Below are 22,970 nucleotides of genomic sequence, written 5' to 3' on the forward strand. Positions count from 1 at the left end.
CGGCCTTAGGGTTTGATGGTGACTTTCTGGATGACGATGGGTTCGAACGGGACGTCATCCATGCCGTTCATGCTGCCGGTGCGGGTCTTGGCGATGCGGTTCACCACATCCATGCCTTTGCTCACCTTGCCGAATACGGCGTAGCCGGCGCCTTGCGGATTGGGGGAAGTGTAATTGAGGGCGTCGTTGTCGCGCACGTTGATGAAGAACTGCGCGGTGGCGGAGTTCGGATCGTTGGTGCGCGCCATCGCGATGGTGCCGACATTGTTTTTCAGGCCATTGCCCGCTTCGTTGACGATGGGCGCGCGGGTGGGTTTCTGGTTGAGCTTGGCGTCGAAGCCGCCGCCCTGGATCATGAAGCCGTCGATCACGCGGTGGAAGACTGTGCCGTTATAGTGGCCGGCCTTGGCGTAGGCGACGAAATTGGCCACGGTCTTCGGCGCCTTGGCCGAATCCAGCGTGATTTCGATATTGCCCTTGTTGGTGACCATCTCCACCACCGGGGCGGCGAAGGCCAGCGCGGGCAGGGCGGCCAGGGCCAGGCTGCAGAACAGTTTCTTCATGATAGCGATGCGTGCCGACAGGGAAGTTGGGGCTGTGATTCTAGCACAGGCGCGGATGAGGATTGCCAGCCGGCTGTTTGCCGGCGGCAGTGGCGTCTGTTCATACAAGTTCAGAAAGATGTGTTTTTCTCTTGCGATGGGGTGGATTCGAGTTTAGACTCCACGCCCTAAAAAAGATGCAAGCGCTATCTACTTATCATGCGCCTGCTGATTGGATAAGCCCGGGCCGGCACGGCATGGCCACGCGGCGCAAGAAGAACACTCCAGGAACATGAACACAATGCAATCTGCTGTTTCGCCTCGCTCGGCGCGTCTGCTTTCCCTCATCGTCGCCAGCCTGTTCGCCGCTCCCGCCGTCCAGGCCGCCGGCTTTCAACTGACGGAACAAAGCGTGGCCGGCATGGGCCGCGCCCACGCCGGCGCCGGCATGGCCGGCGACGACCTGTCCGCGGTGTTTTACAACCCGGCCGGCATGACCCTGCTGCAAGGCACCCGGGCGCAGGGCGGTTTCACCTATGCGGAAGTCGATGCGCCGTTTGAGGGCAGCAATACCGTCAGCGGTTCGCCGGACCCGCGGCTGAATCGAACCACTCAAGCCTCGGACAATGGCCGCGCTCCGGGCGTCGCCATCCCCAATGCCTATCTCACGCATCAGATCAATGATCAGCTGTACGTCGGCGTGGGCCTGACCACCCCGTTCGGTTTGGGCGCGCGCTACAACGACAACTGGGCAGGGCGCGACAGCGGCATCTCCAGCTCCATCATGACGCTGGACATCAATCCCTCGCTGGCTTACAAGCTGGACGAACGCTGGAGCTTCGGCGCCGGCGTGTCGGCCCAATACGCGAAGGCTCATCTGAAGAAGGGCGCTTTCCTGCCCGGGGCCACCGGCGAGATCAAGGCCGACAGCTGGGGCTTCGGCTACAACCTGGGCGTGATGTATAGCTACAGCGCCGATACCCGCATCGGACTGTCCTACCGTTCCAAGATCGACCACAAGGCCAAGGGCGACTACATCAATTCCGGCTTCGTCGATCTGGCGCCGACCATGCCGCTGTCGCGTCTGAATGGCACCTACGCCGGCTCGGCCGACGTCACCACGCCGGAGTCGCTGCTGCTGAGCGGCTACAGCAAGCTGAACAGCAAGTTCGCCGTCGGCGCCACCGCGCGCTGGACGCGCTGGAGCCGTTTCGACCAGTTGGTGATCAAGGGCAGCCCGCAGTTCGGCGGCATCGATACCACCACCCGCATCGACAACCACTGGAAGAACAGCTGGATGTTCTCGGTGGGTGGCGACTACTTCTTCAACGACGCGCTGACCCTGCGCAGCGGCCTGGGCTATGAAACCACTCCGGTGCCCAACGCCGAGCACCGCAATCCGCTGATTCCGGACGCCGACCGCATCTGGCTGAGCCTGGGCGCCGGCTACAAGATCAGCAAGCAGGCCACGGTGGATGTCAGCTACGCGTATCTGCGCGCGGTGGGCGATCGCAAGATCGACAACGTCTCCAAGAGCCCGTTCGGCACCCAAAGCCACCTGCAAGGCCAATACGGCTCCATTACCGGCCACCTGCTGGGCGTGCAGGCGCAATACCGCTTCTGATGGCTTGAACGCGAAGGAAGAAAGCGCGGCGCGATGCCGCGCTTTTTTTTCGCGCAGGGCGGGGTTAGATCTGGTATTCGAGACAGTCGTCCGGCAAGCGGGGGCGGCCATGCTGCGGCTCCAGGCCGAGCAGCCGCATTTGCCGGAGCGGCGGCGAGTACAGATGCAGGGTGACCAGATCGCCATCTTGTTGATTGGCTATCTGGTGGATGTCCTGATCGCCGTTGATCACCAGGCTGCCGGCCGCCAGTTCGCGGGTTTCGCGTGAAGCCAGCAGGCCGGCCGGCGTTTCTTCGAACACGGTTTCGGTGGCCACGCCCTGAAGCACCCGCACGCCGCACAGGCTGCCCCGGTGGTTGTGGATCTGGCTGCGTTGGCCGCTGCGCCAGCACAGCAGCAGCAGTTCGCAGAAATCATCGGCATAGATGCGGTTGCGGCGATATTGGCTGTCGCCGAATAGCCAGAACGGCGCGAAGTCGGCGCGGCCGAGGCGCAGCGAGCGGTGGAAGCCGCGAATGTCTTCCAGGCTCAGGCGGGCCTGAAACTGTTCCAGCCGCTTGAGCGCGGCCAGTAGCCCGGGACTGATCTCGGCTGGGATCGGGGCGCGGGCATTCGGCGTTTCCATCGATTTCTCCTTGCTATCCATATGGTAGCGACGCATTGGGCGGCTTTTTTGCAGGCGATATGATGATGGAATTTATGGTGGTTCGGCTATGCGTATTTGCGCATAAGGAAATTCCGCCAGCTGGATAGTCCCGGCCGCACGGTTGCGGTATAGCCTTGCGGCCGGGCGGCGTGGATGGCAGAAATGTCAGGGCAGCGACGCCAGCGGCAGCTTCATGGTTTGCTTGATGGCGTTGAGCACGATGGTGGATTTGACACTGCGCACCAGCGACAGCTGCATCAGCTTGTTCATCACGAAGGCCGACAGCGACGGCAGGTCGGGCACCACGATGCGCAGCAGGTAGTCGGCTTCGCCTGCCGCGGCGTAGCATTCCAGCACTTCCGGCAGCGCGTGGATGGATTGGGCGAAATCCAGCAGCGCCGCTTCGTTGTGCCGCTCCAGGCTGACGTTGGCGAAGGCCATCACCGACAGGCCCACTTGCTCCGGGTCCAGCGCCACCTGGTAGCCCTGGATGATGCCGTTTTGCTCCATGCGCTGGATGCGGCGGCCGATTTGCGAGGCGGACAGCGGAATGTCCTGCGCCAGCCGCTGGTGGGTGGCGCGGGCGTCCAGCTGCAATTGCTGCAGGATCTCCAGATCAAAGCGGTCCAGCTCTATTTTGCGCATTTTGTGCACCATATGACATTTGATGCGGCAAGTATGCAAAATTTACTGGATTTCAGCAAATTATGCGGTCTTCCCGCATCTGTGAAGGGCTAAACTAGAGTAAATGACCCAATCCTCCAGGAGTGCCGAAATGAACGACCGCGCCGACTTCGTCGTGCCCGACATCACCACCCGCAAGAATGTCGGACTCAGCCACGACGCCAACGATTACACGCTGCCGCAGCCGCTGGACCGTTACAGCGCGGAAGATCACGCCACCTGGGCCACCTTGTACCAGCGCCAGTGCGCGCTGTTGCCCGGCCGCGCCTGCGATGAATTCCTGCAAGGGCTGGAGCAATTGGGCGTGGACGCCGACCGGGTGCCGGACTTCGGCAAGCTCAATCGCCAGCTGATGGCCGCCACCGGCTGGAAGATCGTCGCGGTGCCGGGCCTGATTCCCGACGACGTGTTCTTCGAACACCTCGCCAACCGCCGCTTCCCGGTGACCTGGTGGCTGCGCGAGCCGCATCAGCTGGACTACCTGCAGGAGCCGGACGTGTTCCACGACCTGTTCGGCCACGTGCCGCTGCTGATCAATCCGGTGTTCGCCGACTACCTGGAGGCATACGGCAAGGGCGGCATGAAGGCCAAGGAACTGGGCGCGCTGCCGATGCTGGCGCGACTGTACTGGTACACGGTGGAGTTCGGCCTGATCGATACGCCGCAGGGCATGCGCATCTACGGCGCCGGCATCCTGTCCAGCAAGTCGGAGTCCATCTACTGCCTGGACAGCCCCAGCCCCAACCGGGTGGGTTTCGACCTGATGCGCATCATGAATACGCGCTACCGCATCGATACCTTCCAGAAGACCTACTTCGTCATCGACAGCTTCAAGCAATTGTTCGACGCCACCGCTCCCGATTTCACGCCGCTGTACCAGCGCCTGTCGGCGGCACAGCCGTGGGGCGCGGGCGACATCGCGCCGGACGACCGGGTGCTCAACCGCGGCGACCAGCAAGGCTGGGCGGACAGCGACGACGTCTGAACCGGGAGGTTTGCATGCCGGCAGGCCCGCTTCGCGCGGGCCTTTTTCATGGGCAGCGGCTGCCGCGACAGCAGATGGTGGGGTCAACGGCGCGGGCATGGCTATCGTTAGATCTGACAAACTGGATACACTGGAGCAGGCTTCGCCGCCGCCCGCGGCGCCTGACAGGAGGGATGAGACAGCGGCCATGCAAACGACAGAATTGATTCCCTGCATCATCGCTGGCGGTGCCGGCGCCCGGCTGTGGCCGGTTTCGCGCCAGGCGCTGCCCAAGCCGTTCATCCGCATGGCGGATGGCCAAAGCCTGCTGCAGAAAGCCTTCCTGCGGGCATCGCGCTTGGATGGCGTGAGGCGGGTGATGGTGGTCGCCAATCGGCAGCTGCTGTTCCATGTGCTGGAGGAATGCGGCGCGGTCAATGCGGCGGGGCTGGAGCTGGAGATCCTGCTGGAGCCGGAGGGCCGCAACACGGCGCCGGCCATCGCCGCGGCGGCGCTGGACGCGCTGGAGCGCCGCGACGGGGGGCGCCCCATACTGCTGGTGCTGCCGGCCGACCACCTGATGGCGGACGAGAGCGCTTTCGCCGAAGCGGCGGTCCGCGCTCGCGGCCTGGCCGAGCTGGGCCGCATCGCCGTTTTCGGCCTGAAGCCGGTCCGGCCCGAGACTGGCTTCGGCTATATCGAACCGGGGGAGGCGATTGGACGGCTGGGCTATCGAGTGGCGCGCTTCGTCGAGAAGCCGGACGCGGCCAGCGCCGAACGCTATCTGGCCGATGGCCGCTTTTTGTGGAATGGCGGCATGTTCTGTTTCGACGCCGAAACCCTGCGCGGCGAGCTGGCCAGTCATGCGCCCGCTGTGCTCGCCGGCGTGGCCGCATGCCTGGAAGCCAGCCCGGAGCTGCGCGGCCCGGGCCGCCGGCAGCGGGAGCTGGATCCGCGCAGTTTCGGCCGCTGCCCGGACATCTCCATCGACTACGCGGTGATGGAAAAGTCGGACGCGGCGGCGGTGGTGCCGTGCGAGCTGGGCTGGAGCGATATCGGCAGTTGGGAAAGCCTGGCGGCCGAGTACCCGCATGATGAAAACGGCAACGCCAGCCATGGCGAAGCGCTGCTGCGCGACACCCGCAACACCTTCGTGCAAAGCGGCGGCCGTCTGGTGGCCACGCTGGGGGTGGACAACCTGCTGGTGATCGACACGGCGGACGCCTTGCTGGTGGCCGACCGCCGCCGCAGCCAGGAGGTGAAGGACATCGCCGCCGAACTGAAACGGCGCGGCCATCCGGCCTATCTGTCGCACCGCACCACGCCGCGTCCCTGGGGCCATTACACAGTGCTGGAGGAGGGCGGCAACTACAAGATCAAGCGCATCGTGGTGAAGCCGGGCGCGTCGCTGTCGCTGCAGATGCACCGCCACCGCAGCGAGCACTGGATCGTGGTGAGCGGCGCCGCTCTGGTGGTCAACGGCGCCGAGGAGCGCCGGATCGAGGCCAACCAGTCCACCTTCATTCCCGCCGGCGAAAAGCACCGGCTCGCCAATCCCGGCCGGATCGAGCTGGTGATGATAGAGGTGCAGAGCGGCGATTATCTGGGCGAAGACGACATCGTGCGCTTCTCCGACCACTATGGGCGCGACGTCGTCGGCTGAGCGGCGCCGCGGCTAGTGGGTGGCGCCGCCCGCCAGCGCCAGGTCATGGCGATGCGCCAGCGCCAGCTCCACCGCCAGCCTGAGCGCCGCGACGCAATCGTCCAGCGCCATGCTGGGCGCGCCGGGATGGCCTGCCGCCTGCTCCGGGAGATAGGGAATATGGATGAAGCCGGCGCGCGGCACGCGCCGGTGCAGCAGTCCGTACATCACATGGTTGCAGACGAAGGTGCCGGCGGTTTGCGACACCGAGGCCGGGATGCCTTGCGCGCGCAGGCCGGCGACGATGGCCTTGATCGGCAGCGTGGCGAAATAGGCGGCCGGGCCGTCGGCGGCGATCGGCTGGTCTATCGGCTGCCGGCCGGCGTTGTCGGCGATGCGGGCGTCGTCGACATTGATGGCCACCCGTTCGACGGTGATGTCGGGGCGGCCGCCGGCCTGGCCGACGGCGATGGCCAGCTCCGGCCGCAGCTCGGCCAGATGGCTGTCCAGCGCGGCGAGCGCTGCGCCGAACACGCAGGGCAGCCGGCGCGCGAAAACGCGGGCGCCGCCCAGCTCCGCGCCATCCAGCCGGCGCACCGCCTCCCACGACGGATTGACGGTTTCGCCGCCGAAGGGCTCGAAGCCGGTCAGCAATACGGTTTGCATGTTTTTCTCCTCAGCGGAACATCAGCCAGTTCATCAGCGCGGCGTTGACCGCCAGCAGCGCCAGCGCGGTCGGCACCTGGGCCTTGATCACCGCGTTCTTGTCGTCCAGCTCCAGCAGGGCGGCGGGAACGATGTTGAAATTGGCGGCCATCGGCGTCATCAGCGTGCCGCAGTAGCCGGAGAACATGCCTATCGCCGCCATCACCGCCGCGTCGCCGTGGTGCATGCCGACCAGAAACGGTATGCCGATGCCGGCGGTCATCACCGGGAAGGCGGCGAAGGCGTTGCCCATGATCATCGTGAACAGCGCCATGCCCAGCACATAAGCCAGCACCGCCACCCAGCGCGTGTCCAGCGACAGGTAGGCGGTGGCCACATGCGCCACCGCCTTGCCGGCGCCGGCGTCGGCGAACAGCAGGCCCAGCACCGCCAGCATCTGCGGCAGCAGCACCGCCCAGCCCATGCAGTCCAGCAGGCGGCGGGTTTCGCGGATGCTCTGCGCCGGCCGCTCGCGCGTCAGCCCGCAGGCGGCGATGAAGGAAACGAGGCAGGCCACGCCCAGCGCCAGCAGCGTGACATTCTTGGGGTCGAACAGCGGCGCGCCCGCCAGTTTCACGTCCTTGGCCGCCAGGCTGAGCGCCACGGTCAGCAGCGGCACCAGCAGCGAGGGCAGAAACACCTTGCCGCCCAGCCGACGCAGGCTGTCCTGCAGCCGCGCGGCCGACAGCGCGATGTGATGGCCGCTGCCGAGGCGGCCCAGGCCGGCCAGCAGCACCATGGCCAGCACGATGGCGCCGGACAGCTGCGCCGGCAGCCAGTCGCCGGCCAGGAACAGCATGCCGAACAGGCCCCAGAACGCCGCGCTGCCGTAGCGGCGCGGATGGCCGGGGTCGGCCAGCGCGCCGGCCGCCACCAAGAGCAGGACCGCGCCGGCCAGCCAGTACAGGTACTCGACATGCAGGATCATGCGCGCTTCTCCGACAGATGGGCGGCCGGGGCGGCTTGCCGCAGCAGCTGGCGTTCCAGCCGCATCAGGCGGACGGCGTGGATGATGAAGGCGAACAGCGCGGTGGGAATGCCCCACAGCGCGATGTGCAGCGGTTCGCTGGGGATCTGGTTTTCCTGCAGGAAGGTATGCATCAGCATCACCGCTCCGAAGGCGACGAAGATGTCCTCGCCGAAGAACAGGCCGACATTGTCGGTGGCGGCGCACATGGCGCGCAGCTTCTGCCGTTGCTCGGGCGTCGGCTCGCCGTGGCGTTGCTCCCAGGCGCCTTCGGTCATCGGCGCCAGGATGGGCCGCACCATCTGCGGATGGCCGCCCAAGCCGGTCAGGCCCAGCGCGGCCGACAATTCCCGCACCAGCAGGTAGACGATCAGCAGGCGGCCGACGGTGGCGTTGCGGATGCGCCGTATCCAGGCGCGGGCCTGGTCGCGCAAGCCGTGGCGCTCCATCAGCCCCACCACCGGCAGCACCAGCAGCAGGATCAAGGTGATGTTGCGGGTTTTCATGAAGCCCTGGCCGAGCTTGGCCAGGATGGCCAGCGCCGGCATGCCGGCGGCCAGGCCGGTGACGACGCCGGCGGCGCATACCGCCAGCAGCGGATTGAAGCGCAGCAGGAAGCCTGCGATGACCACCGCTATGCCTAGCAGCGGCCACAGATTGACAGCTGGGTCCATGGTTTCTCCTTGGGTGGGGCCGCGCTGCGGTCTGGCCGCCGCCTGGCGCGGTGTCGGGGTGGCTCAGTCGGCGGCGATGCGGATGCCCAGGGCTTCCAGGTGGCCGCGCAGCCTGGCGGCGAAGGCCGCCGCATGGGGGCCGTCGCCGTGCAGGCAGATGGAATCGGCGCGCAGCGGCACGCTTTCGCCGCTGACGGCGATCACGCGCTGGCGCAGCGCCATGTCGCTGACTTGGGCCAGCACCGCTTCGGCGCTGTCCAGCAGCGCGCCGGGCGCGCCGCGCGGCACCAGGCTGCCGTCGGCGCGATAGCCGCGGTCGGCGAAAACCTCCCGCCGCGTGTCCAGGCCCTCGGCGCGGCAGGCGGCGAGAAAGCCGCTGCCAGCCAGGCCGATCACCCGCAGCCTGGGATTGAAGTCGCGGATCGCGCGCGCCAGCGCCGCCGCCAGCGCCGGGTCGCGCGCGGCCTGGTTGTACAACGCGCCATGCGGCTTGACGTGGCGCATCTCGCCGCCTTCGGCGCGGACGATGGCGTCCAGCGCGCCCAGCTGATACAGCACGCCGGCGCGCACCGCGTCCGGCGGCAGCTGCATCTCGCGGCGGCCGAAATTTTCCCGGTCGGGAAAGCTGGGATGGGCGCCGATGGCGACGCCGCGCCGCAGCGCCATGCGCACCACTTGCAGCATGGTGTCCGAGCTGCCGGCATGCCAGCCGCAGGCGATGTTGGCGGAGCTGACGTGTTCCAGCAGCGCGGCGTCGTCGCCGCAGTCCTCGCCCAGGTCGGCGTTGAGGTCAATTTGCATTCAGCAGCCTTTCGATCCGGTGTTGATAGCGTTGCTGCAGCCGCAGCGCCTGGCGGGCGCCGTCGGGGTCGGTCGGGATGAAGTGCAGCTGGCTGCCCAGGCGCGCCTGGCCCAGCTGCCACAAGTCGGCCTCTATCACCATGCCCAGCCGCGGATAGCCGCCGGTGGCCTGGGCATCGGCCATCAGCACGATGGGCTGGCCGTCCGGCGGCAGCTGGATCAGGCCGGGCAGCACGCCGTGGGACAGCATATCCACCGTCTCGCCGGCTGTCAGCGCGGGGCCGGCCAGCCGGTAGCCCATGCGGTTGCTGTTGGGCGTCAATTGCCAGGGTTCGCGCCAGAAACGCTCTTGCGCCTGTTTCGACAGCCGCTTGAGTTCCGGCCCGGGGCAGACGCGGATCTGGCTGCCGGGGCGGGGCAGCCAGACGCCCAGCCGCGGCGCCGGCGGCCGCGCCGGCCCCAGCGCCAGGCGGTCGCCGTCGCGCAGCGCCCGCCCGTCCAGGCCGCCGAAGCCGGCCAGCAGATCGGTGCTGGCGGATCCCATCACGGCCGGCGCCTGGATGCCGCCGTCCAGCGCCAGGTAAGCGCGCATGCCGAAGCGCGGCGCCTGCAGCTGCAGCATTTGCCCGGCGCGGAAGGCAACGCGCCAGCCCGGCCACACCGGCTCGCCATCCAGCAGCGCCTGGCAATCGGCGCCGGCCAGCGCCAACTGGCCGGCGCGCAAGAAGCGGAAGCAGGCCGGCGGCAGCGTGATTTCCAGCGCGGCGGCGTCGGCGGGGTTGCCGACTAGGCGGTTGGCGATGCCCAGCGCCAGGCCGTCCATGGCGCCAGCGCGGCATACGCCCAGATGGCGCGCGCCGAAGCGGCCCAGATCCTGCACCGTGGTTTGCGGTCCGGCCTTGATCACTTCCAGCATGGCGATTCCTTGCTGGCGACGAAGCGGACGATGTCCCCCGGCTGCAGCAGGCAGGCGGGTTCGCGCGCCGGGTCGAACAAGCGGGCCGGACTGCGGCCTATGATCTGCCAGCCGCCGGGAGAGGCCGACGGATAGATGCCGGTCTGGCAGCCGCCTATCGCCACCGCGCCCGCCGGCACCGCGATGCGCGGCGTGGCGCGGCGCGGGGTGGCCAGCCGCGGATCCAGGCCGCCAAGGTAGGCGAAGCCGGGCTGAAAGCCCAGGAAATACACGGTGTAATCGCTCGCGCCATGCCGTTCCACCACCTGGCGCGGACTGAGGCCGCAATGCCGCGCCACGTGGTCCAGGTCCGGGCCGTATTCGCCGCCGTAGCAAACCGGAATCTCCACTCGCCGCTGCGGGATGTCGGCTTGTTCCGCCTGCTGCCACAGCTTGCGCAGCCGGGCCGGCAAGGCCGCGGCCAGCGCCGGATCGTCGCTCAGTTCCAGGGTGAGATTGTTCATGCCGGGCACGATTTCTCGGATGCCGTCGCCGGCTTGCAACTGCCGGGCCAGCCACCAGATGCGGCGCTGGCAGTCCAGCGTGGCGGGCGGCGGCATTTCCAGCGTCAGGGCCTGGCTGCCCAGCCAATGGATCGCGGGCGAGGTGAGGGGGGCGGAAGGCATCGGGTTTTGACGAAATGCGATTTGAGAATATGATTATGATTATGGGTTAATTGAATGTAATGATGCAATGTTAATAATTTCTCGTCAATTTATGAGAATGAAAGGATGGGAAGGCCTTGAATTTCGAGAGAACGGAGAATAACGTCCATGACGAATGATTTGCCGAAGATCGTGTCTTCGCAGCATCTGGTGTCGGAGCGCAGCCCCGAGTTGTCGGAGTTCGAATTCAGCCTGACGGTGGTGAACAATGCCTTTCACCGCTGGATGGTGCGCTGCATGGCCGCCGCCGGAGAAAAGGACATGACGCCCACCGAGGTGCTGTTGGTGCATCATGTCAACCACCGCGGCCGGCAGAAGAAACTGGCCGACATCTGCTTCGTGCTGAATATGGAGGACACCCACGTGGTGGCCTACGCGCTGAAGAAGCTGGTGAAGATGGGCTATGTGCGCAGCGAGAAAAGCGGCAAGGAAGTGTTGTTCTCCACCACCGAGAATGGCCGGGCATTGTGCGAGCGTTACCGCCAGGTGCGCGAGCAGTGCCTGCTGCCGACGCTGAGCGACGGCGGCATCGCCAATCCGGCCATAGGCGAGGTGGCCCAACTAATGAGGGCGCTGGCCGGCGTTTACGACCAGGCCGCGCGCGCCGGGGCCTCGTTCTGAATGCCGGCCGGGCGGCGGCTCAGATCACCGCCCACAAACCGATGATGGCCGCCAGCACCAGCACGCCGGTCAGGATCTGCGAGGTGCTTTTTTCTTTCTGCAGCGCGCGCTTGAGGCTGTCGTGCGCGCCCTCCAGCTGGTCTATCCTTTGCTGCAGCGAGGCGCGGGCCTCATCCTGGCCCGCCAGCCGCTTCAGCATGTCCTCGCCGCCGAATTCCTTGATGACATCCTTGTTCCACACCCCCAGCAGCTTGTTCACCTTGTCCTTGAAATACAGTGCGGTGCGCTGGGCCGGGTCCTGCCATTCGAACTGGAAGCCCTGGCCGGCGAAAAAGGCGTGGCGCTGCAGCCTTTCTTCTTCGGTGCTGGTTTGCCCGGTATTGACCAGGCCCGGGGTGATCGCATAGTCGGGGCAGACGCCCTTGGCCCAGACGATCACGCTGGCGAACAAAAAGGCGTCCAGTCCGCTGCCCATCAGCGCAGGGCTGCAACTGACGCCGCTTTTGGGGCCGAAGGTGACGGACTTGCTCGGGCGGTCCACCCGCACCCAGGCGACGTTGTACACTGCGTGGAAGCGGCTGTCGTCGCCTTCCAGCATTTGCCAGTGCTGGTTGCTGTCGGCGCGGGCGTAGCCGCGGAATTGCAGGCGGAAGTAGTCGGACTGCGAAGTCATGGCGCGGCTGCGCTGCAAGATGCCGTAGATCGGCGCGCCCTCGATATTGAGGGTGAGGATGGTTTCGCCCAGCGGGATGGCCAGATTGGCCAGATTGAGTTCGTTTTCCGGCGGCGGCAGCGGAATGTCTTCCGTCGTCGCCTGGGGTTGGTCGGTGCTTTTGGTATTGTTCGCAGTCATGTGGCAGTGATTCTGTCGCTGGTGGTGGTTCGCCTGCGCCCGCCGGACGCCATCGGCATGGGGATTCTATCCTAACATTGTAGGGGAGCGCGCTTGCGCTTGCCGAGGACGGGAGGTGACGGTGCGGTTCATCGGGAATTTCGTTCTCCTGGCGTGCTGGATTTTGCCGGCGATGGCTGGCGGGGTGTGCGGCAAGCCGATTCAGGTGGGGTGGGAGGAGCGGCCTCCCTATCATTACCAGGGACGGGATGGCCGGCCCGCAGGCTACTCGGTGGAACTGCTGAATCAAGCCGCCGCGCGCCTTGGCTGCCGCCTGACTTATCGTCAAATGCCCTGGTCGCGCAATCTGCAGGAGTTGCGGCTGGGCACGGTAGATGTCGCGATGCAGGCGTTGAAAACGCCGGAGCGGGAGGCGTACGCCTGTTTTGTGCCGGGCTACAGCTCCGCGCAGGTGCGGCTGTGGGCGCGCGCCGATCGCGCTGCGCGCTGGCCGGTCGCCCAGCTGCAGGATTTGAGCCGGCTGGGCCTGGTCAGGCTGGGCGTGACGCATGGCGACAGTTACGGCGACGCATGGGACCGCTGGCTGAAAGCGCCTCCGGCCACGGTGAGGGTGGACGCCGGGGAAACGCTGGCCGGCAGTTTGCGCAAGCTGCAGCTGGGGCGGATAGACCTGCTGCTGGCGACCATGGACACGCTGCCGAATGAGCTGGCCCGCTTGCCGCAACAGCCGGCCATCGTGGCCCTGCCGCCGGCATGGCGCGCGGGCGGCGCCTTTTATGTTTTCAGCAAACGCAGCGTGCCCGCCGAGCTGTGCCGGGCTTTTGCCGGCGCGCTGCGCGACATGAAGCGCGACGGCGTGGTGGACCGGCTCTACCGCAGCCGCTTCAACATCGCTTATCCCGACCCCTAGCTTCAAACCCGCAGCAGCGGCAGCGGCGCGAAGCGGCCGCCCAGCACATTGCGGCTGTCCTTGCCCCACCAGCTGTCGATCGCGGTGGCGTAGACCTGGCGGAAATCTATCGCGTGCGGCAGATTGCCGTCGCTGACGCCGGCCAGTTGCGGCGTTTGGCCGTATAGCCCGCCTTTGACGCGGCCGCCGGCGGCGAAGTGGACGCTGGCGGCGCCGTGGTCGGTGCCGCGGTTGGCGTTTTCGCGCGGGCGGCGGCCGAATTCGGCGTAGGTCAGCACCAGCGTGTCGTCCCAGCGGCCCAGCCGCGTCATTTCGCCGCGCAGCTGCGCCAGCCCGTCGGCCAGCTCGGCCAGCAGCCGCGCTTGCGCCGGCTGCTGGTTGCCGTGGGTGTCGAAGCCGGTGAGCGTGATGCGGGCGACGGCGATGTCGACGCCGCGCGCCAGCGTGTCGGTCAGCGTGCGCACCGCGACGCCGAAGCCGCCGTTGGGCTTGGGGCCGGCGGTGGGCGATTCGCTGGGCGCGGTGCGCGGCAGCGGCGCCAGGCTGGCGGCGGCCTGGCGGATGTCGCCTTCCACTTTCAGGATGTGTTCCAGCGCCGAGCCGGCGTGGCCGGGCTGCTGGTCGGCCACCAGCTTGGCCTGGCGCGCGAAGTCCTGCGGATTGGCCAGCACCACCGCGCGCGCGCCGCCGTCCAGCGGGCCCAGCACCTGGCTGGACAGCACCACGCCGTCGGCGGCGAAGTGCTTCGGCGTCGGCTGCTCGCGGAACAGCCGGGTCAGCCAGCCCTCGCTCAGGTATTGCTGGCTGGCCGAGGCGGTGTCCCAGATCTCGATCGAGCGGAAGTGCGACAGATTGGGCTCGGGATAGCCGACGCCCTGCAGCAGCGCCAGCTGCTGGTCCCGCCACAGCGGCATCAGCGGCGACAACGCCGGATTCAGGCTGATGGCCTCATCCAGTTGCAGCACCTGCTCGCGGGCGATGGCGATGCCGGGGCGCAGCCGGTAATAATCTGCGCTGGCGTAGGGGACGACGGTGTTGAGGCCGTCGTTGCCGCCTTTCAATTCAACCAGCACCAGCAGGCGTTTGTAGCCGGCCGGGGCCAGCGCCCAGGACAGGTTGGGCAGCACGCTCAGCATCAGGCCGGCGCCGGCCGCTTTCAGGAATTCGCGTCGTTTGAACATGGCGGTCTCCTTCACTCCACCTGGTAGGCCGGGTCCAGCAGCAACTGGGCGATGGCCTTGGCGCCGCTTTCTCCCTGCGGCAGCGGATTGGCCGGCGGCACCGCCAGCAACAGGCGCGCGGCGTCAGCCGCGCTGCGGGCGTCGTAGATGGCGGCCCATTCGTCGGGTTGCAGCTTCATCGATGCGACACCCTTGGCGACGAAGCGGTTGATGCGCGCCTCGCGGCCGGCCATCTCGTTCAGGCTGCCATCGGCCTGAGCGAAGGTGTCGCGCGCCGGCGCGGCGTCGTGGGCGATGCGGTCGAGGAACTGCTTGCGGGTGAGCAGGGTGGCGCTGTTGATCCAGGCTTCGCCGCCGGGCCAGCCCTTGACGTTGGGCGGCGCGAACACGTCCTGGCCCAGCTGGCGGTTCAGGCCGGCGATCACGCGCCAGTCGGGCGGCGTCAGGTCGAAGGTCACCAGCGTGCCTACGGTCAGCTCCACCGGCGATTTCACCAGTTGGCCCTGGCTGTGCCAGAACTGCGGCGTCAGCAGCAGCGCGCGCATCAAGGGCTTCAACTGGTAGTGGCCGCGGCGGAAGTCGGCGGCCAGCTTGTTGATGCTGGCCGCGTCCGGCGTCGGCGACACGAAATTGCGCCACAATTTGGTGGTGATGAATACCGAGGTTTGCGGCTGCTGCAGCAACAGGTCGATCACGTCGTCGCCGTCGAAATTGCCGCGCTGGCCGAAGATGGTCTTCTCGCCGGCGTCGCGCAGCCGCGGCCGGACGATGAACTGGTCGTCGTGGTCCAGGCCCCAGCCGGTGAAGGCGCGCGCCGCCTCGCGGATATCCTGTTCGCTGTAGTGGCCTTCGCCCAGCGTGAACAGCTCCATCACCTCGCGGGCGAAGTTCTCGTTCGGTTGTTCCTTGCGGTTATTGGCGGTGTCGAGGTAGCGCATCATCGCCGGGTCGCGCGCCACCGCGTGCAAGAGTTGGCCGAAATCGCCCAGCGCGTAGTGGCGCAGCAGCAAATTCTGCTGGTACAGCATCTGCGGCGAACGCACCTTGTCCAGCGCCGACACGAAGTGATTGTGCCAGAACAGGGTCATCTTTTCGGTCAGCGGCGACGGCGTGGCGAGCATCTCGGCCAGCCACCAGCTGCGCAGCTCCACCGCGTGCTGGTTGCGCTCTTGCTGCAGCGCTTTTTTCTGTTCCTCGGTCAGGCCAGGCTGGCCGGGGCGCTCGAAGGGGTCGTTGGCCCAGCCGGGCGGCGGCGTGGCCGGCTGGGTGCGGACGCCGGCCAGGATCTTGTCCACCGCGGCTTCGCGGCTGAGCGGCGCGTAAGCGGCGATCTGCGCCGGATTGGCGCCGAAGCCGGTGCGCAGCAGCAGATGGCGCGCGCCGTCGACGCCGATGTCGGCCAGCGCGCAAAGCGGCAGGCTGAACAGCACGGATGAGAGGATTATTTTTTTGAGCATGGTCGCAGGTTCCCGATGCAGGGTAGCCATGCCAGCTTAGCCGCCTATTTTTAGCAAGGTATGTCGGCTCGGGGGAAACTGTGAGGGAATGTTTATGGCATGCGCTGTGGCGGCTGCCTGAGGGCGGACAGGCCATGCCCGGTGTGCGATGATTGGCCATTTTACCGTGAGGTGGCTATGGCGGAAGCTGCGCCGCAGGCGCCGTGGTGGCGAAGAGCCTGTTCAAACGTCTTGTTCCTGCTTTTTTTCTTCTCCCTTCTGGCGCTGATTTTCTTCCTGACATGGCTGTTTTTTTTCCCGCTGCGGGCATTGGGGGATTGGCTATTCATCCCTTTGCCCCGCGGTCAGTATCTGCACCTGGAGACAAATCAAGTTCTGAACCAGCCGGGTTTCGTGCTGCCGCTGCTGTTTTGGGTGTTGGCTTTGCTGGGCGCGCTTTCCGGTTGGCGCGATGGGTTTCGTAAATTGCCCAAGCGGGACAAGGCCAAGCGGCGACAAAAATTGGCGCAGTTGAATCAGCGGTGTTGCCGTTTGCTGGCGATATCCGCAGGGCTGAGCGTGTTGCTGTCTTTGCCCGCCATGCGCAGCTATACAGTCGTGGCTGGGGATGGCATCCATGATATGGATTTCTATCGTCGGCACGAGACGGTGTATCCATTTTCGCAGCTTGAATGCATTAGAAGGTCGGTGGTGCGCGGGGCTATTTTTTACGATTTCTACTTTGATCGAAAAGAGGATGACTCGTTTACAGCGGCCGGACTCAATCCGCAAGCGTTGGCCTGGGTCGAATGCCAAACCGGGAAAAGCTTCCAGAGCTGGATGGGGGCTTGCGGCGGATGGCGGCGGGGCCGATAGGCCGCTATACTAGCGCCCTGTCACCGGGGGTGCCCGCCATGCGGGCTGAGAGACACCCTGAGAACCTGATCTGGATCATGCCAGCGGAGGGAGCGTGATGAGCGGAACATGATCCGCCCTGCCTGCTTGCTCCGTGGCCGCACCGCACGGAGAGATGTCCATGAAGTTGCTTCCCACCCTTGTCGCCGCCGCTCTGAGTCTGGCCGGCCTGTCCGCCCAGGCGGCCGAACTGCGCGTGCTCGCCCATAGCTCGTTCAGCGTCGACAAGCCGCTGCTGGCGGCGTTCGAAAAGCAATACGGCGCCAAGGTGTCCATCATCAAGGCCGGCGACGCCGGAGAGATGACCAACAAGCTGATCCTGACCAAGGCGAATCCGATCGCCGACGTGGTGTTCGGCCTGGACAACAGTCTGATCGGCAAGGCCGAGCAGGCCGGCGCGCTGGCCCCGTTGCCGGCCGAGCTGGCCCGCGGCGGCAAGGTAAGCCTGCCCGGCGCCGCCGCCATCGACTACGGCTACGTGACGTTGAATTACGACAAGGCCTGGTTCGCCAAGAACAAGCTGCCGCTGCCCAAAACCCTGAACGACCTGGCCCTGCCGGCCTACAAGAACCTGCTGGCGGTGGAAAACCCGGCCACTTCCAGCCCCGGCCTGGCCTTCCTGGCCGCCACCATCCACGCGCTGGGCGAGGAAAAGGCCTTCGCGTTGTGGGGCAAGCTGCGCGACAACGGCGTGAAGGTGAGCAAGGGCTGGACCGAAGCCTATTACACCGACTTCTCCAAGAACGGCGGCGGCCGCCCCATCGTGGTCAGCTACGCCACCAGTCCGGCGGCCGAAGTGTTCTACAGCAAGGAAAAGCTGAGCGACGCGCCCACCGCCAACCTGCTGTTGCCGGGCACGGTGTTCCGCCAGGTGGAGGGCGCGGCGCTGGTCAAGGGCGGCAAGGAGCCCAAGCTCGCCCAGCAGTTCATCGCCTTCCTGCGTTCCGACGCGGTGCAGAAGGATATCCCGACGCGGATGTGGATGTACCCGGCGATGGACGGCGTCGCGCTGGACCCAGTGTACAAGCACGCCGAGCAGCCCGCCGCGCACGATACCCCCGACAGCGCGACGCTGGCCGCCAAGCAGCGGGCCTGGGTCGGCCGCTGGGCGCGGGTGGTGCTGAAGTCTGGCGTCTGAATGGCGCCGACATTAGGCCATAATGTCCAGATCCCATGACCAAACGGCAACACAAGTGATGATCGCAGACATAAGCTCCTCCCGCCTGATCCTGCGCCATATGAGCGCGGATTTCCTGCAGGCCTGCCTGCGCGGCGACATCGACGACGCCGCCGCGTTGCTGGGCAGCCGCCCGGACGCCGGCTGGCTGGCGGAGGCGCAACTGATGGCGATGCGGCTGGACGATATCGCCGAAGACGCCGCCTACGCGCCGTGGTCGGTGCGGGCGATGCTGCGCCGCGACGATCTGGCCATGATCGGCCACATCAATTTCCACACCCGGCCGGGCCATCCGTATTTGCAGGGCCACGGCGACGTCGAGCTAGGCTATGCGGTTTATCCGGCGTTCCGCCGCCAGGGCTACGCCCGCGAGGCGCTGCTGGCGATGGCCGGCTGGGCGGCCGGACAGGGCGCCGGGAGAATGGTGCTGTCGATCGAACCCGGCAACCTGCCGTCGCAAGCGCTGGCGGCGCAGCTGGGCTTCGCCAAGGTGGCCCAGGCGCGCGACGAGGATGGTTGCGAAGATGTGCTGACGGCCGACTGGCCGTTGTCTGGAGCGAATGTTTGACGCAGTCGGGTGTCCGGCGGCTGGCGCTGGCCAGCCTGCCCGTGTTGTTTTTGAGCGCGCTGGCGCTGGCGCCGTTGGCGCGGCTGGTGGCCGAAGGCGGCCTGCAGTTCAGTCCGGGCCTGCTGGCCGATTCTTATCTGCGCTGGCGGCTGCTGTGGTCATTGCTGCAGGCGGCGGCCAGCTGCCTGCTGTGCCTGGCGCTGGGCGCGCCGCTGGCCTGGCTGCTGGCGCGCTACCATTTCCCCGGCCGCGGCCTGCTGCTCAGGCTGCTGATGCTGCCCTTCGTGATGCCCACCCTGGTGGCGGCGATGGGGGTGCTGGCCTTGTTCGGGCCGCAGGGGGCGACCGGACTCCATCTGCAGGACACGCCGTGGCTGCTGCTGTACGGCAATCTGTTCTTCAATCTGCCGCTGGTGGTGCGCGCCGCCTGCGACGGCTTTTCCCAGGTGCCGGCCAGCCGGCTGGCCGCCGCCCGCACGCTGGGCGCCACCCCGTGGCGGGCGTTCTGGCGCGTGGAGTGGCCGGCGGCGCTGCCCTGGATCCTCTCCAGCCTGTGCCTGGTCTTCCTGTATTGCTTCTCCGGCTTCGGCCTGGCGCTGATCCTGGGCGGCCAGCGCTACGCCACGCTGGAAGTCGAAATCTACAGCCTGGTGGCTTATGAGTTGAACCTGGCCGACGCCGGCGCGCTGGCGCTATTGGTGTTGCTGGTGTGCGGCGCCGTCGCCGCCGTCTATGCCGCGCTTATGCGCCGGCTGGCGACGGCGGCCAAGGTCGAGCCGCTGCCGCTGCGGCCGGCGCGCGGCTGGCGGGCGCGGCTGGCCTTGCTGGCCGGTTTGCTGACGTTGCTGCTGTTCGCCGGCCTGCCCTTGCTGGCGGTGCTGTGGCGCGGCCTGGCCGGCGGCGGCGGCTGGCTGGCGCTGTGGGACGAGGATGTCCGGCTGGCCTTGTTCAACAGCGCCCGCTTCACCGCGCTGACGGTGCTGGCCGCCGGCGCGCTGGGCCTGTGCCACGCGCTGGCCGCCGGCCGCAGCCTGGCGTTGCGGGCGCTGATCTTCCTGCCTTTCGTCGCGTCGCCGGTTTGCGTCGCTTTCGGCCTGTTGCTGCTGTATCCGCAGTGGAGCGCAGCGCTGGCCTTGCTGCTGGCGGCCTACGCGCTGCTGGCCTATCCCTTTGTCGCCAAGGCCTTGCTGACGGCGCGCGACGGCCAGCCGCCGCATTGGGAGCAGGCGGCGCGCAGCCTGGGCGCCGGCCCGTGGCGGACATTCCGGCGCCTGCAGTGGCCGCTGCTGCAGCCGGCCTTGCGGCGCGGCCTGGCTTTCGCCGCCGCCACCGCGGTGGGCGAATTCGCGGTCACGCTGTTTTTGTCGCGGCCGGAATGGCTGACGCTGACCACGCTGATCTACCAGCGGCTGGGGCGGCCCGGCGCCGCCAATATGGACGCGGCGATGAAGCTGTCCTGCCTGCTGATGCTGCTGGCGCTGCTGGCGTTCTGGATCATCGAAACCGCCGGCGGCGCCGGCTCATGGGAGGACCGTCGTGCTGACGCTGCGAAACCTGAATAAGCGCTTCGGCGCGCGCGTGGTGGCCGACGCGGTCTCGCTGACCGTCGCCGCCGGCGAGACGCTGGCCTTGTTGGGGCCGTCCGGCTGCGGCAAAAGCACATTGCTGAAGATGATCGCGGGCCTGGAGCGGCCGGACGGCGGCGGCATCCATTTTGACGGCGAGGATCTGTGCCGCCAGCCGCCGGAACGGCGCGGCTTCGCGCTGATGTTCCAGGATTTCGCGCTGTTTCCGCATCTGGACGCGCTGGGCAACGTGATGTTCGGCCTGATCGAGCAAGGCTGCGCCAAGCGGGACGCCGCGGCGCAGGCGCGGGAGATGCTGGCGCGGGTGGGGCTGGCCGAGCATGGCGGCCGCAAGGTATGGACGCTGTCCGGCGGGGAGCAACAGCGGGTGGCGCTGGCGCGGGCGCTGGCGACCCGGCCCAGGCTGCTGTTGCTGGACGAGCCCTTTTCCAGCCTGGACGCCGATCTGCGCCGCCAGTTGCAGCAAACGTTCCGCGCGCTGCTGCGCGAAGCCGGCATCCCGGCCATCATCGTCACCCACGACAGGGACGAGGCCTTCGCGCTGGCTGACCGGGTGGCGGTGCTGAAGGCGGGCCGGCTGTTGCAATGCGACACGCCGGCCCGGCTATTGGCGGCGCCGGCGGACGCCTGGCTGGCGCGTTTCATCGGCTACGACAACGTGCTGGCGGATGCCGCTGTGCCGCCGGGCGCGCTGCTGCTGGGGGACGATCAGCCGCCGGCGCGCATCGTCGAACTGATCTGGCTGCCCGATGGCGCGCGCGTCAAGGTGGTGGCGGCGGCGGGCGAGCTGGTGTTGAATCTGTCGGGACGCGAGGCCGCGCGCTGGCAGGCTTCGCTGTTCGTCGGCGGCGAGATCGGCGTCGGCGTGGCCGAGGCCGGGCTGCTGCGCTTTAACTGATTCAGCGCAGTCCGGCCTGCTGCATCTTGCTCAGCAGGCGCAGCAGCTGGCTTTTCTCTTCGGCGCTCAAGGCGTCGGTCACGCGGGCGCAGGCGCGCCAGAACCCGGGCAGCGCTTCGGCCAGCAGCGTCCTGGCCGCTTCGGTCAGGCGCAGTTGCAGGCTGCGGCGGTCGCTCGGGTGCGGCGCGCGCGCGACCCAGTCCCTTTTTTCCAGCCAATCCAGCAAGCCGGTGGCCGAGGCGCGGGTGATGCCGCAGTAGTCGGCGATGCTGGACGGCGTCGGCGGCGCTTCGCCGAACAAGCCTTGCTCATGTAGCCGGAACAACAGCAGCACCTGCAGCTTGTTTTCCGACAGGCCGTGCCTGGACAGGCTGGCGTTGACCAGTTGCAAGGCATCGTCGCCCAGCCACAGCAGCAGCAGGCCGGCGGCGGCGGCGTCGCGGTCGGTGTCCTGGCTGGCCGTTTCCCGCATCAGTTGCAAGTGGGGGGCGTGATGGGCGGTGGAGTCTGCGGCGTTCATCGCGTGGCGGCGGAGAAGAAAATAGACGGCCGATGCTAGCGTAAAAGCGGCAGCGCGTCGATTTCGCCATTAAATTAGGTTGACTAACTATATGCTTAGCGTATTATTTGGATGGAGTGCCGACATGACATCACACAAGGAGAAAATCATGGCCATTCAAGTATGCGAACTGCACCACGTGGGTTTCGCGGTGCCCAAGCGCCAGGTGGACGCGATGCGGGATTTCTACCAGCAGGTATTCGGCCTGCGTGCCGATCCGTCGCGCTGGAATATCCCGGACGTGCCTGGCTGCTTTCTGGATGTGGAGGACGCGCGGCAACTGCACGTGCTGGGCAGCGACGGCGTGTCGCGCTATGCGCAGGGGCCGGAGCGCGATCCGGTGTCCAATCACGTCGCCTTCACCGTGGCCAGCCTGGAGGCGGCGGCCGAGGAGTTGCGTTCCCGCGGCGTGGATTTTTTCAGCCAGCGCAGCGTGGCGGCGGACCGGCTGACGCAGTTGTTCCTGCGCGATCCGGCGGGCAATCTGCTGGAATTGCGGCAGGCGGCGCCGGCCGCGGATTGACGGCGCGGCGGGGAGGGGCCATCGCGGCTTGCGGCAACGGCTCTTTATCCTGCGGCGGGTCGTTGAGCGTCGGCTACAGCGTCCGCCGCAGTTCGCTTGGCGACAGGCCGTAGCGCTGGCGAAAGCGCGCGGCGAAGCGCGACGGCGACGCGTAGCCGCTGGCGGCGGCGATGTCGGCGATGGGCTTGGCGCCGGTTTGCAGGTTTTGCAGGGCCTGGCCCATGCGCACGTCTTCTAGCAGGCGCTGGAAGCCGCTGTCTTCTTCCGCCAGCCGGCGGCGCAGGGTGGAGGCGCCCAGATTCAGCCTCCGCGCCGCCGTTTCCACGCTCCATGGCGCGGCGGGATCCAGCATCAGCAACTGGCGGATCCGCTGCGCCACCGGCGCGGCCGGCGCTTGCAGCAGCGGCCCGGCCTGGCCGGCCAGCGCCAGGGCCAGCAGCACGCCTTCGGCATGGTGCTCGCGCATTTCCGGCGGCGTATCGCCGCGCAGGCTGTCCATCAGCAGCTGCCAGGCGCGGTGGCCCGGTTCGCCGATGTCGAGGCATAGTTCGTTGCCGGCCCGTTGCCGCAGCAGCAGCGAGCCGTGGCGCTCGCAAAAGCGCGCCAGCAGCGCCGGCGGCAGGCTGACCACATCCGCCAGATAGCCGGCGGGGCCGGGAAGGTTGGCGATGTCCAGTTCGCTGCCGGCCGGCAGCAATACCAGCTGCGCGGGTCCGGCCGACATTTCCCGTTCGCCCAGCCAGATGCGCTTGAGGCCGTGGCGCACCCGGCACAGGGCCGGCAGGAATACCGGCACCCGGCGGATGCGCTGCGGCAGGCGGGCGCGGACTTCGCCGGCTTCGATGCGGCATTCGCGCAGCGCGAGGTCGCTCAC

At 67.2% G+C, this 22,970-nt stretch carries 25 protein-coding genes and 1 riboswitch; of the genes, 11 read left to right on the forward strand and 14 right to left on the reverse strand.

Translation table 11 applies throughout. The features are described 5' to 3' along the window. Positions 1 to 5: 5 nt before the first annotated feature. The gene (locus U6115_RS08515) at positions 6 to 563 is read right to left on the reverse strand and encodes a peptidylprolyl isomerase (protein WP_062961532.1); all 558 of its coding nucleotides are present in this window, start codon (positions 561 to 563) and stop codon (positions 6 to 8) included. Between the two features lie 280 nt (positions 564 to 843). Between U6115_RS08515 and U6115_RS08520 the strand changes: the two genes are divergently transcribed. Beyond that, positions 844 to 2,166, forward strand: coding sequence for an OmpP1/FadL family transporter (locus U6115_RS08520; RefSeq protein ID WP_043579182.1), 1,323 nt, complete (start codon positions 844 to 846; stop codon positions 2,164 to 2,166). A gap of 64 nt (positions 2,167 to 2,230) precedes the next feature. On the opposite strand, the gene U6115_RS08525 is transcribed toward U6115_RS08520, so the two are convergent. Both U6115_RS08525 and U6115_RS08530 read right to left on the reverse strand, forming a co-directional pair. Next, complete coding sequence (locus U6115_RS08525; RefSeq protein WP_181243356.1) at positions 2,231 to 2,791, reverse strand: cysteine dioxygenase; 561 nt, start codon at positions 2,789 to 2,791, stop codon at positions 2,231 to 2,233. Positions 2,792 to 2,977: 186 nt separating this feature from the next. Then, positions 2,978 to 3,457, reverse strand: coding sequence for an Lrp/AsnC family transcriptional regulator (locus U6115_RS08530; RefSeq protein ID WP_043579252.1), 480 nt, complete (start codon positions 3,455 to 3,457; stop codon positions 2,978 to 2,980). Between the two features lie 130 nt (positions 3,458 to 3,587). Between U6115_RS08530 and phhA the strand changes: the two genes are divergently transcribed. Continuing rightward, a complete protein-coding gene (phhA, locus tag U6115_RS08535) occupies positions 3,588 to 4,481 on the forward strand; it encodes a phenylalanine 4-monooxygenase (RefSeq protein ID WP_043579183.1) in 894 nt (297 codons plus the stop codon). Between the two features lie 187 nt (positions 4,482 to 4,668). After that, the gene (locus U6115_RS08540) at positions 4,669 to 6,123 is read left to right on the forward strand and encodes a mannose-1-phosphate guanylyltransferase/mannose-6-phosphate isomerase (RefSeq protein ID WP_043579185.1); all 1,455 of its coding nucleotides are present in this window, start codon (positions 4,669 to 4,671) and stop codon (positions 6,121 to 6,123) included. A 12-nt stretch (positions 6,124 to 6,135) separates the two neighbouring features. Here the strand turns inward: U6115_RS08540 and pcp are convergent, their stop codons facing one another. The 6 genes from pcp to pxpB all read right to left on the reverse strand — a co-directional run bounded on the left by pcp (position 6,136) and on the right by pxpB (position 10,830). Further along, entirely contained in the window at positions 6,136 to 6,768 is a 633-nt protein-coding gene (gene pcp / locus U6115_RS08545; RefSeq protein ID WP_043579187.1) for a pyroglutamyl-peptidase I, read from the reverse strand. Between the two features lie 10 nt (positions 6,769 to 6,778). Beyond that, a complete protein-coding gene (locus tag U6115_RS08550) occupies positions 6,779 to 7,735 on the reverse strand; it encodes a DUF979 domain-containing protein (RefSeq protein ID WP_043579188.1) in 957 nt (318 codons plus the stop codon). Next, positions 7,732 to 8,448 carry a DUF969 domain-containing protein gene (locus U6115_RS08555; RefSeq protein ID WP_043579189.1) on the reverse strand — a complete coding sequence of 239 codons (717 nt, stop codon included), beginning with the start codon at positions 8,446 to 8,448 and terminating at the stop codon, positions 7,732 to 7,734. Before U6115_RS08555 ends, U6115_RS08550 begins: the two co-directional genes overlap by 4 nt. A 63-nt stretch (positions 8,449 to 8,511) precedes the next feature. Further along, a complete protein-coding gene (pxpA, locus tag U6115_RS08560) occupies positions 8,512 to 9,249 on the reverse strand; it encodes a 5-oxoprolinase subunit PxpA (protein WP_043579190.1) in 738 nt (245 codons plus the stop codon). Beyond that, positions 9,239 to 10,165, reverse strand: coding sequence for a 5-oxoprolinase subunit C family protein (locus tag U6115_RS08565; protein ID WP_043579191.1), 927 nt, complete (start codon positions 10,163 to 10,165; stop codon positions 9,239 to 9,241). Before U6115_RS08565 ends, pxpA begins: the two co-directional genes overlap by 11 nt. Next, the gene (gene pxpB / locus U6115_RS08570; protein WP_043579192.1) at positions 10,153 to 10,830 is read right to left on the reverse strand and encodes a 5-oxoprolinase subunit PxpB; all 678 of its coding nucleotides are present in this window, start codon (positions 10,828 to 10,830) and stop codon (positions 10,153 to 10,155) included. Before pxpB ends, U6115_RS08565 begins: the two co-directional genes overlap by 13 nt. Before the next feature lie 147 nt (positions 10,831 to 10,977). On the opposite strand from pxpB, the gene U6115_RS08575 reads away from it, so the two are divergent. Then, complete coding sequence (locus tag U6115_RS08575) at positions 10,978 to 11,490, forward strand: winged helix DNA-binding protein (protein ID WP_043579193.1); 513 nt, start codon at positions 10,978 to 10,980, stop codon at positions 11,488 to 11,490. 19 nt (positions 11,491 to 11,509) lie between these two features. On the opposite strand, the gene U6115_RS08580 is transcribed toward U6115_RS08575, so the two are convergent. Further along, positions 11,510 to 12,343 carry a hypothetical protein gene (locus U6115_RS08580; RefSeq protein WP_043579194.1) on the reverse strand — a complete coding sequence of 278 codons (834 nt, stop codon included), beginning with the start codon at positions 12,341 to 12,343 and terminating at the stop codon, positions 11,510 to 11,512. A 121-nt stretch (positions 12,344 to 12,464) separates the two neighbouring features. Here U6115_RS08580 and U6115_RS08585 point away from each other — a divergent pair, with 121 nt between their 5' ends. Continuing rightward, positions 12,465 to 13,253: a substrate-binding periplasmic protein gene (locus U6115_RS08585; protein WP_146008345.1), complete on the forward strand. Its 789-nt coding sequence runs from the start codon at positions 12,465 to 12,467 to the stop codon at positions 13,251 to 13,253. 2 nt (positions 13,254 to 13,255) lie between these two features. On the opposite strand, the gene U6115_RS08590 is transcribed toward U6115_RS08585, so the two are convergent. Then, entirely contained in the window at positions 13,256 to 14,434 is a 1,179-nt protein-coding gene (locus U6115_RS08590; RefSeq protein WP_043579195.1) for a DUF1501 domain-containing protein, read from the reverse strand. 11 nt (positions 14,435 to 14,445) lie between these two features. After that, a complete protein-coding gene (locus tag U6115_RS08595; RefSeq protein ID WP_052258286.1) occupies positions 14,446 to 15,891 on the reverse strand; it encodes a DUF1800 domain-containing protein in 1,446 nt (481 codons plus the stop codon). 177 nt (positions 15,892 to 16,068) lie between these two features. Here U6115_RS08595 and U6115_RS08600 point away from each other — a divergent pair, with 177 nt between their 5' ends. The 5 genes from U6115_RS08600 to U6115_RS08620 all read left to right on the forward strand — a co-directional run bounded on the left by U6115_RS08600 (position 16,069) and on the right by U6115_RS08620 (position 21,014). Next, positions 16,069 to 16,746, forward strand: a complete 678-nt coding sequence (locus U6115_RS08600) for a hypothetical protein (RefSeq protein ID WP_146008344.1) — start codon at positions 16,069 to 16,071, stop codon at positions 16,744 to 16,746. Positions 16,747 to 16,761: 15 nt separating this feature from the next. Then, a riboswitch (TPP riboswitch) is annotated at positions 16,762 to 16,856 on the forward strand. 50 nt (positions 16,857 to 16,906) lie between these two features. Continuing rightward, on the forward strand, positions 16,907 to 17,923 hold the full coding sequence (locus tag U6115_RS08605; RefSeq protein ID WP_043579197.1) for a thiamine ABC transporter substrate-binding protein: 1,017 nt from the start codon (positions 16,907 to 16,909) through the stop codon (positions 17,921 to 17,923). A gap of 58 nt (positions 17,924 to 17,981) precedes the next feature. Continuing rightward, positions 17,982 to 18,530 carry a GNAT family N-acetyltransferase gene (locus tag U6115_RS08610; RefSeq protein ID WP_052258288.1) on the forward strand — a complete coding sequence of 183 codons (549 nt, stop codon included), beginning with the start codon at positions 17,982 to 17,984 and terminating at the stop codon, positions 18,528 to 18,530. Continuing rightward, complete coding sequence (locus U6115_RS08615; RefSeq protein ID WP_043579198.1) at positions 18,527 to 20,092, forward strand: ABC transporter permease; 1,566 nt, start codon at positions 18,527 to 18,529, stop codon at positions 20,090 to 20,092. Before U6115_RS08610 ends, U6115_RS08615 begins: the two co-directional genes overlap by 4 nt. Further along, the gene (locus tag U6115_RS08620) at positions 20,067 to 21,014 is read left to right on the forward strand and encodes an ABC transporter ATP-binding protein (protein ID WP_043579256.1); all 948 of its coding nucleotides are present in this window, start codon (positions 20,067 to 20,069) and stop codon (positions 21,012 to 21,014) included. The genes U6115_RS08615 and U6115_RS08620 overlap by 26 nt, the downstream gene beginning before the upstream one ends. A gap of 1 nt (position 21,015) precedes the next feature. Here the strand turns inward: U6115_RS08620 and U6115_RS08625 are convergent, their stop codons facing one another. After that, complete coding sequence (locus U6115_RS08625; protein WP_043579199.1) at positions 21,016 to 21,534, reverse strand: MarR family winged helix-turn-helix transcriptional regulator; 519 nt, start codon at positions 21,532 to 21,534, stop codon at positions 21,016 to 21,018. 148 nt (positions 21,535 to 21,682) lie between these two features. On the opposite strand from U6115_RS08625, the gene U6115_RS08630 reads away from it, so the two are divergent. Beyond that, complete coding sequence (locus U6115_RS08630) at positions 21,683 to 22,096, forward strand: VOC family protein (protein ID WP_043579200.1); 414 nt, start codon at positions 21,683 to 21,685, stop codon at positions 22,094 to 22,096. A 73-nt stretch (positions 22,097 to 22,169) separates the two neighbouring features. Here the strand turns inward: U6115_RS08630 and U6115_RS08635 are convergent, their stop codons facing one another. Beyond that, positions 22,170 to 22,970 carry a helix-turn-helix transcriptional regulator gene (locus tag U6115_RS08635; protein WP_052941694.1) on the reverse strand — a complete coding sequence of 267 codons (801 nt, stop codon included), beginning with the start codon at positions 22,968 to 22,970 and terminating at the stop codon, positions 22,170 to 22,172.

This window comes from Chromobacterium subtsugae (assembly GCF_035919665.1).
Taxonomy (GTDB): Bacteria; Pseudomonadota; Gammaproteobacteria; order Burkholderiales; family Chromobacteriaceae; genus Chromobacterium; species Chromobacterium subtsugae.

What these genes read in the sequence shown, in the direction of transcription:
- U6115_RS08520 (WP_043579182.1), top strand. Translation starts at nt 844, where the DNA reads ATGCAATCTGCTGTTTCGCCTCGCTCGGCGCGTCTGCTTTCCCTCATC.
- U6115_RS08605 (WP_043579197.1), top strand. Translation starts at nt 16,907, where the DNA reads ATGAAGTTGCTTCCCACCCTTGTCGCCGCCGCTCTGAGTCTGGCCGGC.
- U6115_RS08530 (WP_043579252.1), bottom strand. Translation starts at nt 3,457, where the DNA reads ATGCGCAAAATAGAGCTGGACCGCTTTGATCTGGAGATCCTGCAGCAA.
- phhA (WP_043579183.1), top strand. Translation starts at nt 3,588, where the DNA reads ATGAACGACCGCGCCGACTTCGTCGTGCCCGACATCACCACCCGCAAG.
- U6115_RS08580 (WP_043579194.1), bottom strand. Translation starts at nt 12,343, where the DNA reads ATGACTGCGAACAATACCAAAAGCACCGACCAACCCCAGGCGACGACG.
- U6115_RS08600 (WP_146008344.1), top strand. Translation starts at nt 16,069, where the DNA reads ATGGCGGAAGCTGCGCCGCAGGCGCCGTGGTGGCGAAGAGCCTGTTCA.
- U6115_RS08565 (WP_043579191.1), bottom strand. Translation starts at nt 10,165, where the DNA reads ATGCTGGAAGTGATCAAGGCCGGACCGCAAACCACGGTGCAGGATCTG.
- U6115_RS08575 (WP_043579193.1), top strand. Translation starts at nt 10,978, where the DNA reads ATGACGAATGATTTGCCGAAGATCGTGTCTTCGCAGCATCTGGTGTCG.
- U6115_RS08540 (WP_043579185.1), top strand. Translation starts at nt 4,669, where the DNA reads ATGCAAACGACAGAATTGATTCCCTGCATCATCGCTGGCGGTGCCGGC.
- U6115_RS08525 (WP_181243356.1), bottom strand. Translation starts at nt 2,791, where the DNA reads ATGGAAACGCCGAATGCCCGCGCCCCGATCCCAGCCGAGATCAGTCCC.
- pxpA (WP_043579190.1), bottom strand. Translation starts at nt 9,249, where the DNA reads ATGCAAATTGACCTCAACGCCGACCTGGGCGAGGACTGCGGCGACGAC.
- U6115_RS08515 (WP_062961532.1), bottom strand. Translation starts at nt 563, where the DNA reads ATGAAGAAACTGTTCTGCAGCCTGGCCCTGGCCGCCCTGCCCGCGCTG.
- U6115_RS08630 (WP_043579200.1), top strand. Translation starts at nt 21,683, where the DNA reads ATGGCCATTCAAGTATGCGAACTGCACCACGTGGGTTTCGCGGTGCCC.
- U6115_RS08555 (WP_043579189.1), bottom strand. Translation starts at nt 8,448, where the DNA reads ATGGACCCAGCTGTCAATCTGTGGCCGCTGCTAGGCATAGCGGTGGTC.
- U6115_RS08625 (WP_043579199.1), bottom strand. Translation starts at nt 21,534, where the DNA reads ATGAACGCCGCAGACTCCACCGCCCATCACGCCCCCCACTTGCAACTG.
- U6115_RS08595 (WP_052258286.1), bottom strand. Translation starts at nt 15,891, where the DNA reads ATGCTCAAAAAAATAATCCTCTCATCCGTGCTGTTCAGCCTGCCGCTT.
- pcp (WP_043579187.1), bottom strand. Translation starts at nt 6,768, where the DNA reads ATGCAAACCGTATTGCTGACCGGCTTCGAGCCCTTCGGCGGCGAAACC.
- U6115_RS08590 (WP_043579195.1), bottom strand. Translation starts at nt 14,434, where the DNA reads ATGTTCAAACGACGCGAATTCCTGAAAGCGGCCGGCGCCGGCCTGATG.
- U6115_RS08610 (WP_052258288.1), top strand. Translation starts at nt 17,982, where the DNA reads ATGATCGCAGACATAAGCTCCTCCCGCCTGATCCTGCGCCATATGAGC.
- pxpB (WP_043579192.1), bottom strand. Translation starts at nt 10,830, where the DNA reads ATGCCTTCCGCCCCCCTCACCTCGCCCGCGATCCATTGGCTGGGCAGC.
- U6115_RS08550 (WP_043579188.1), bottom strand. Translation starts at nt 7,735, where the DNA reads ATGATCCTGCATGTCGAGTACCTGTACTGGCTGGCCGGCGCGGTCCTG.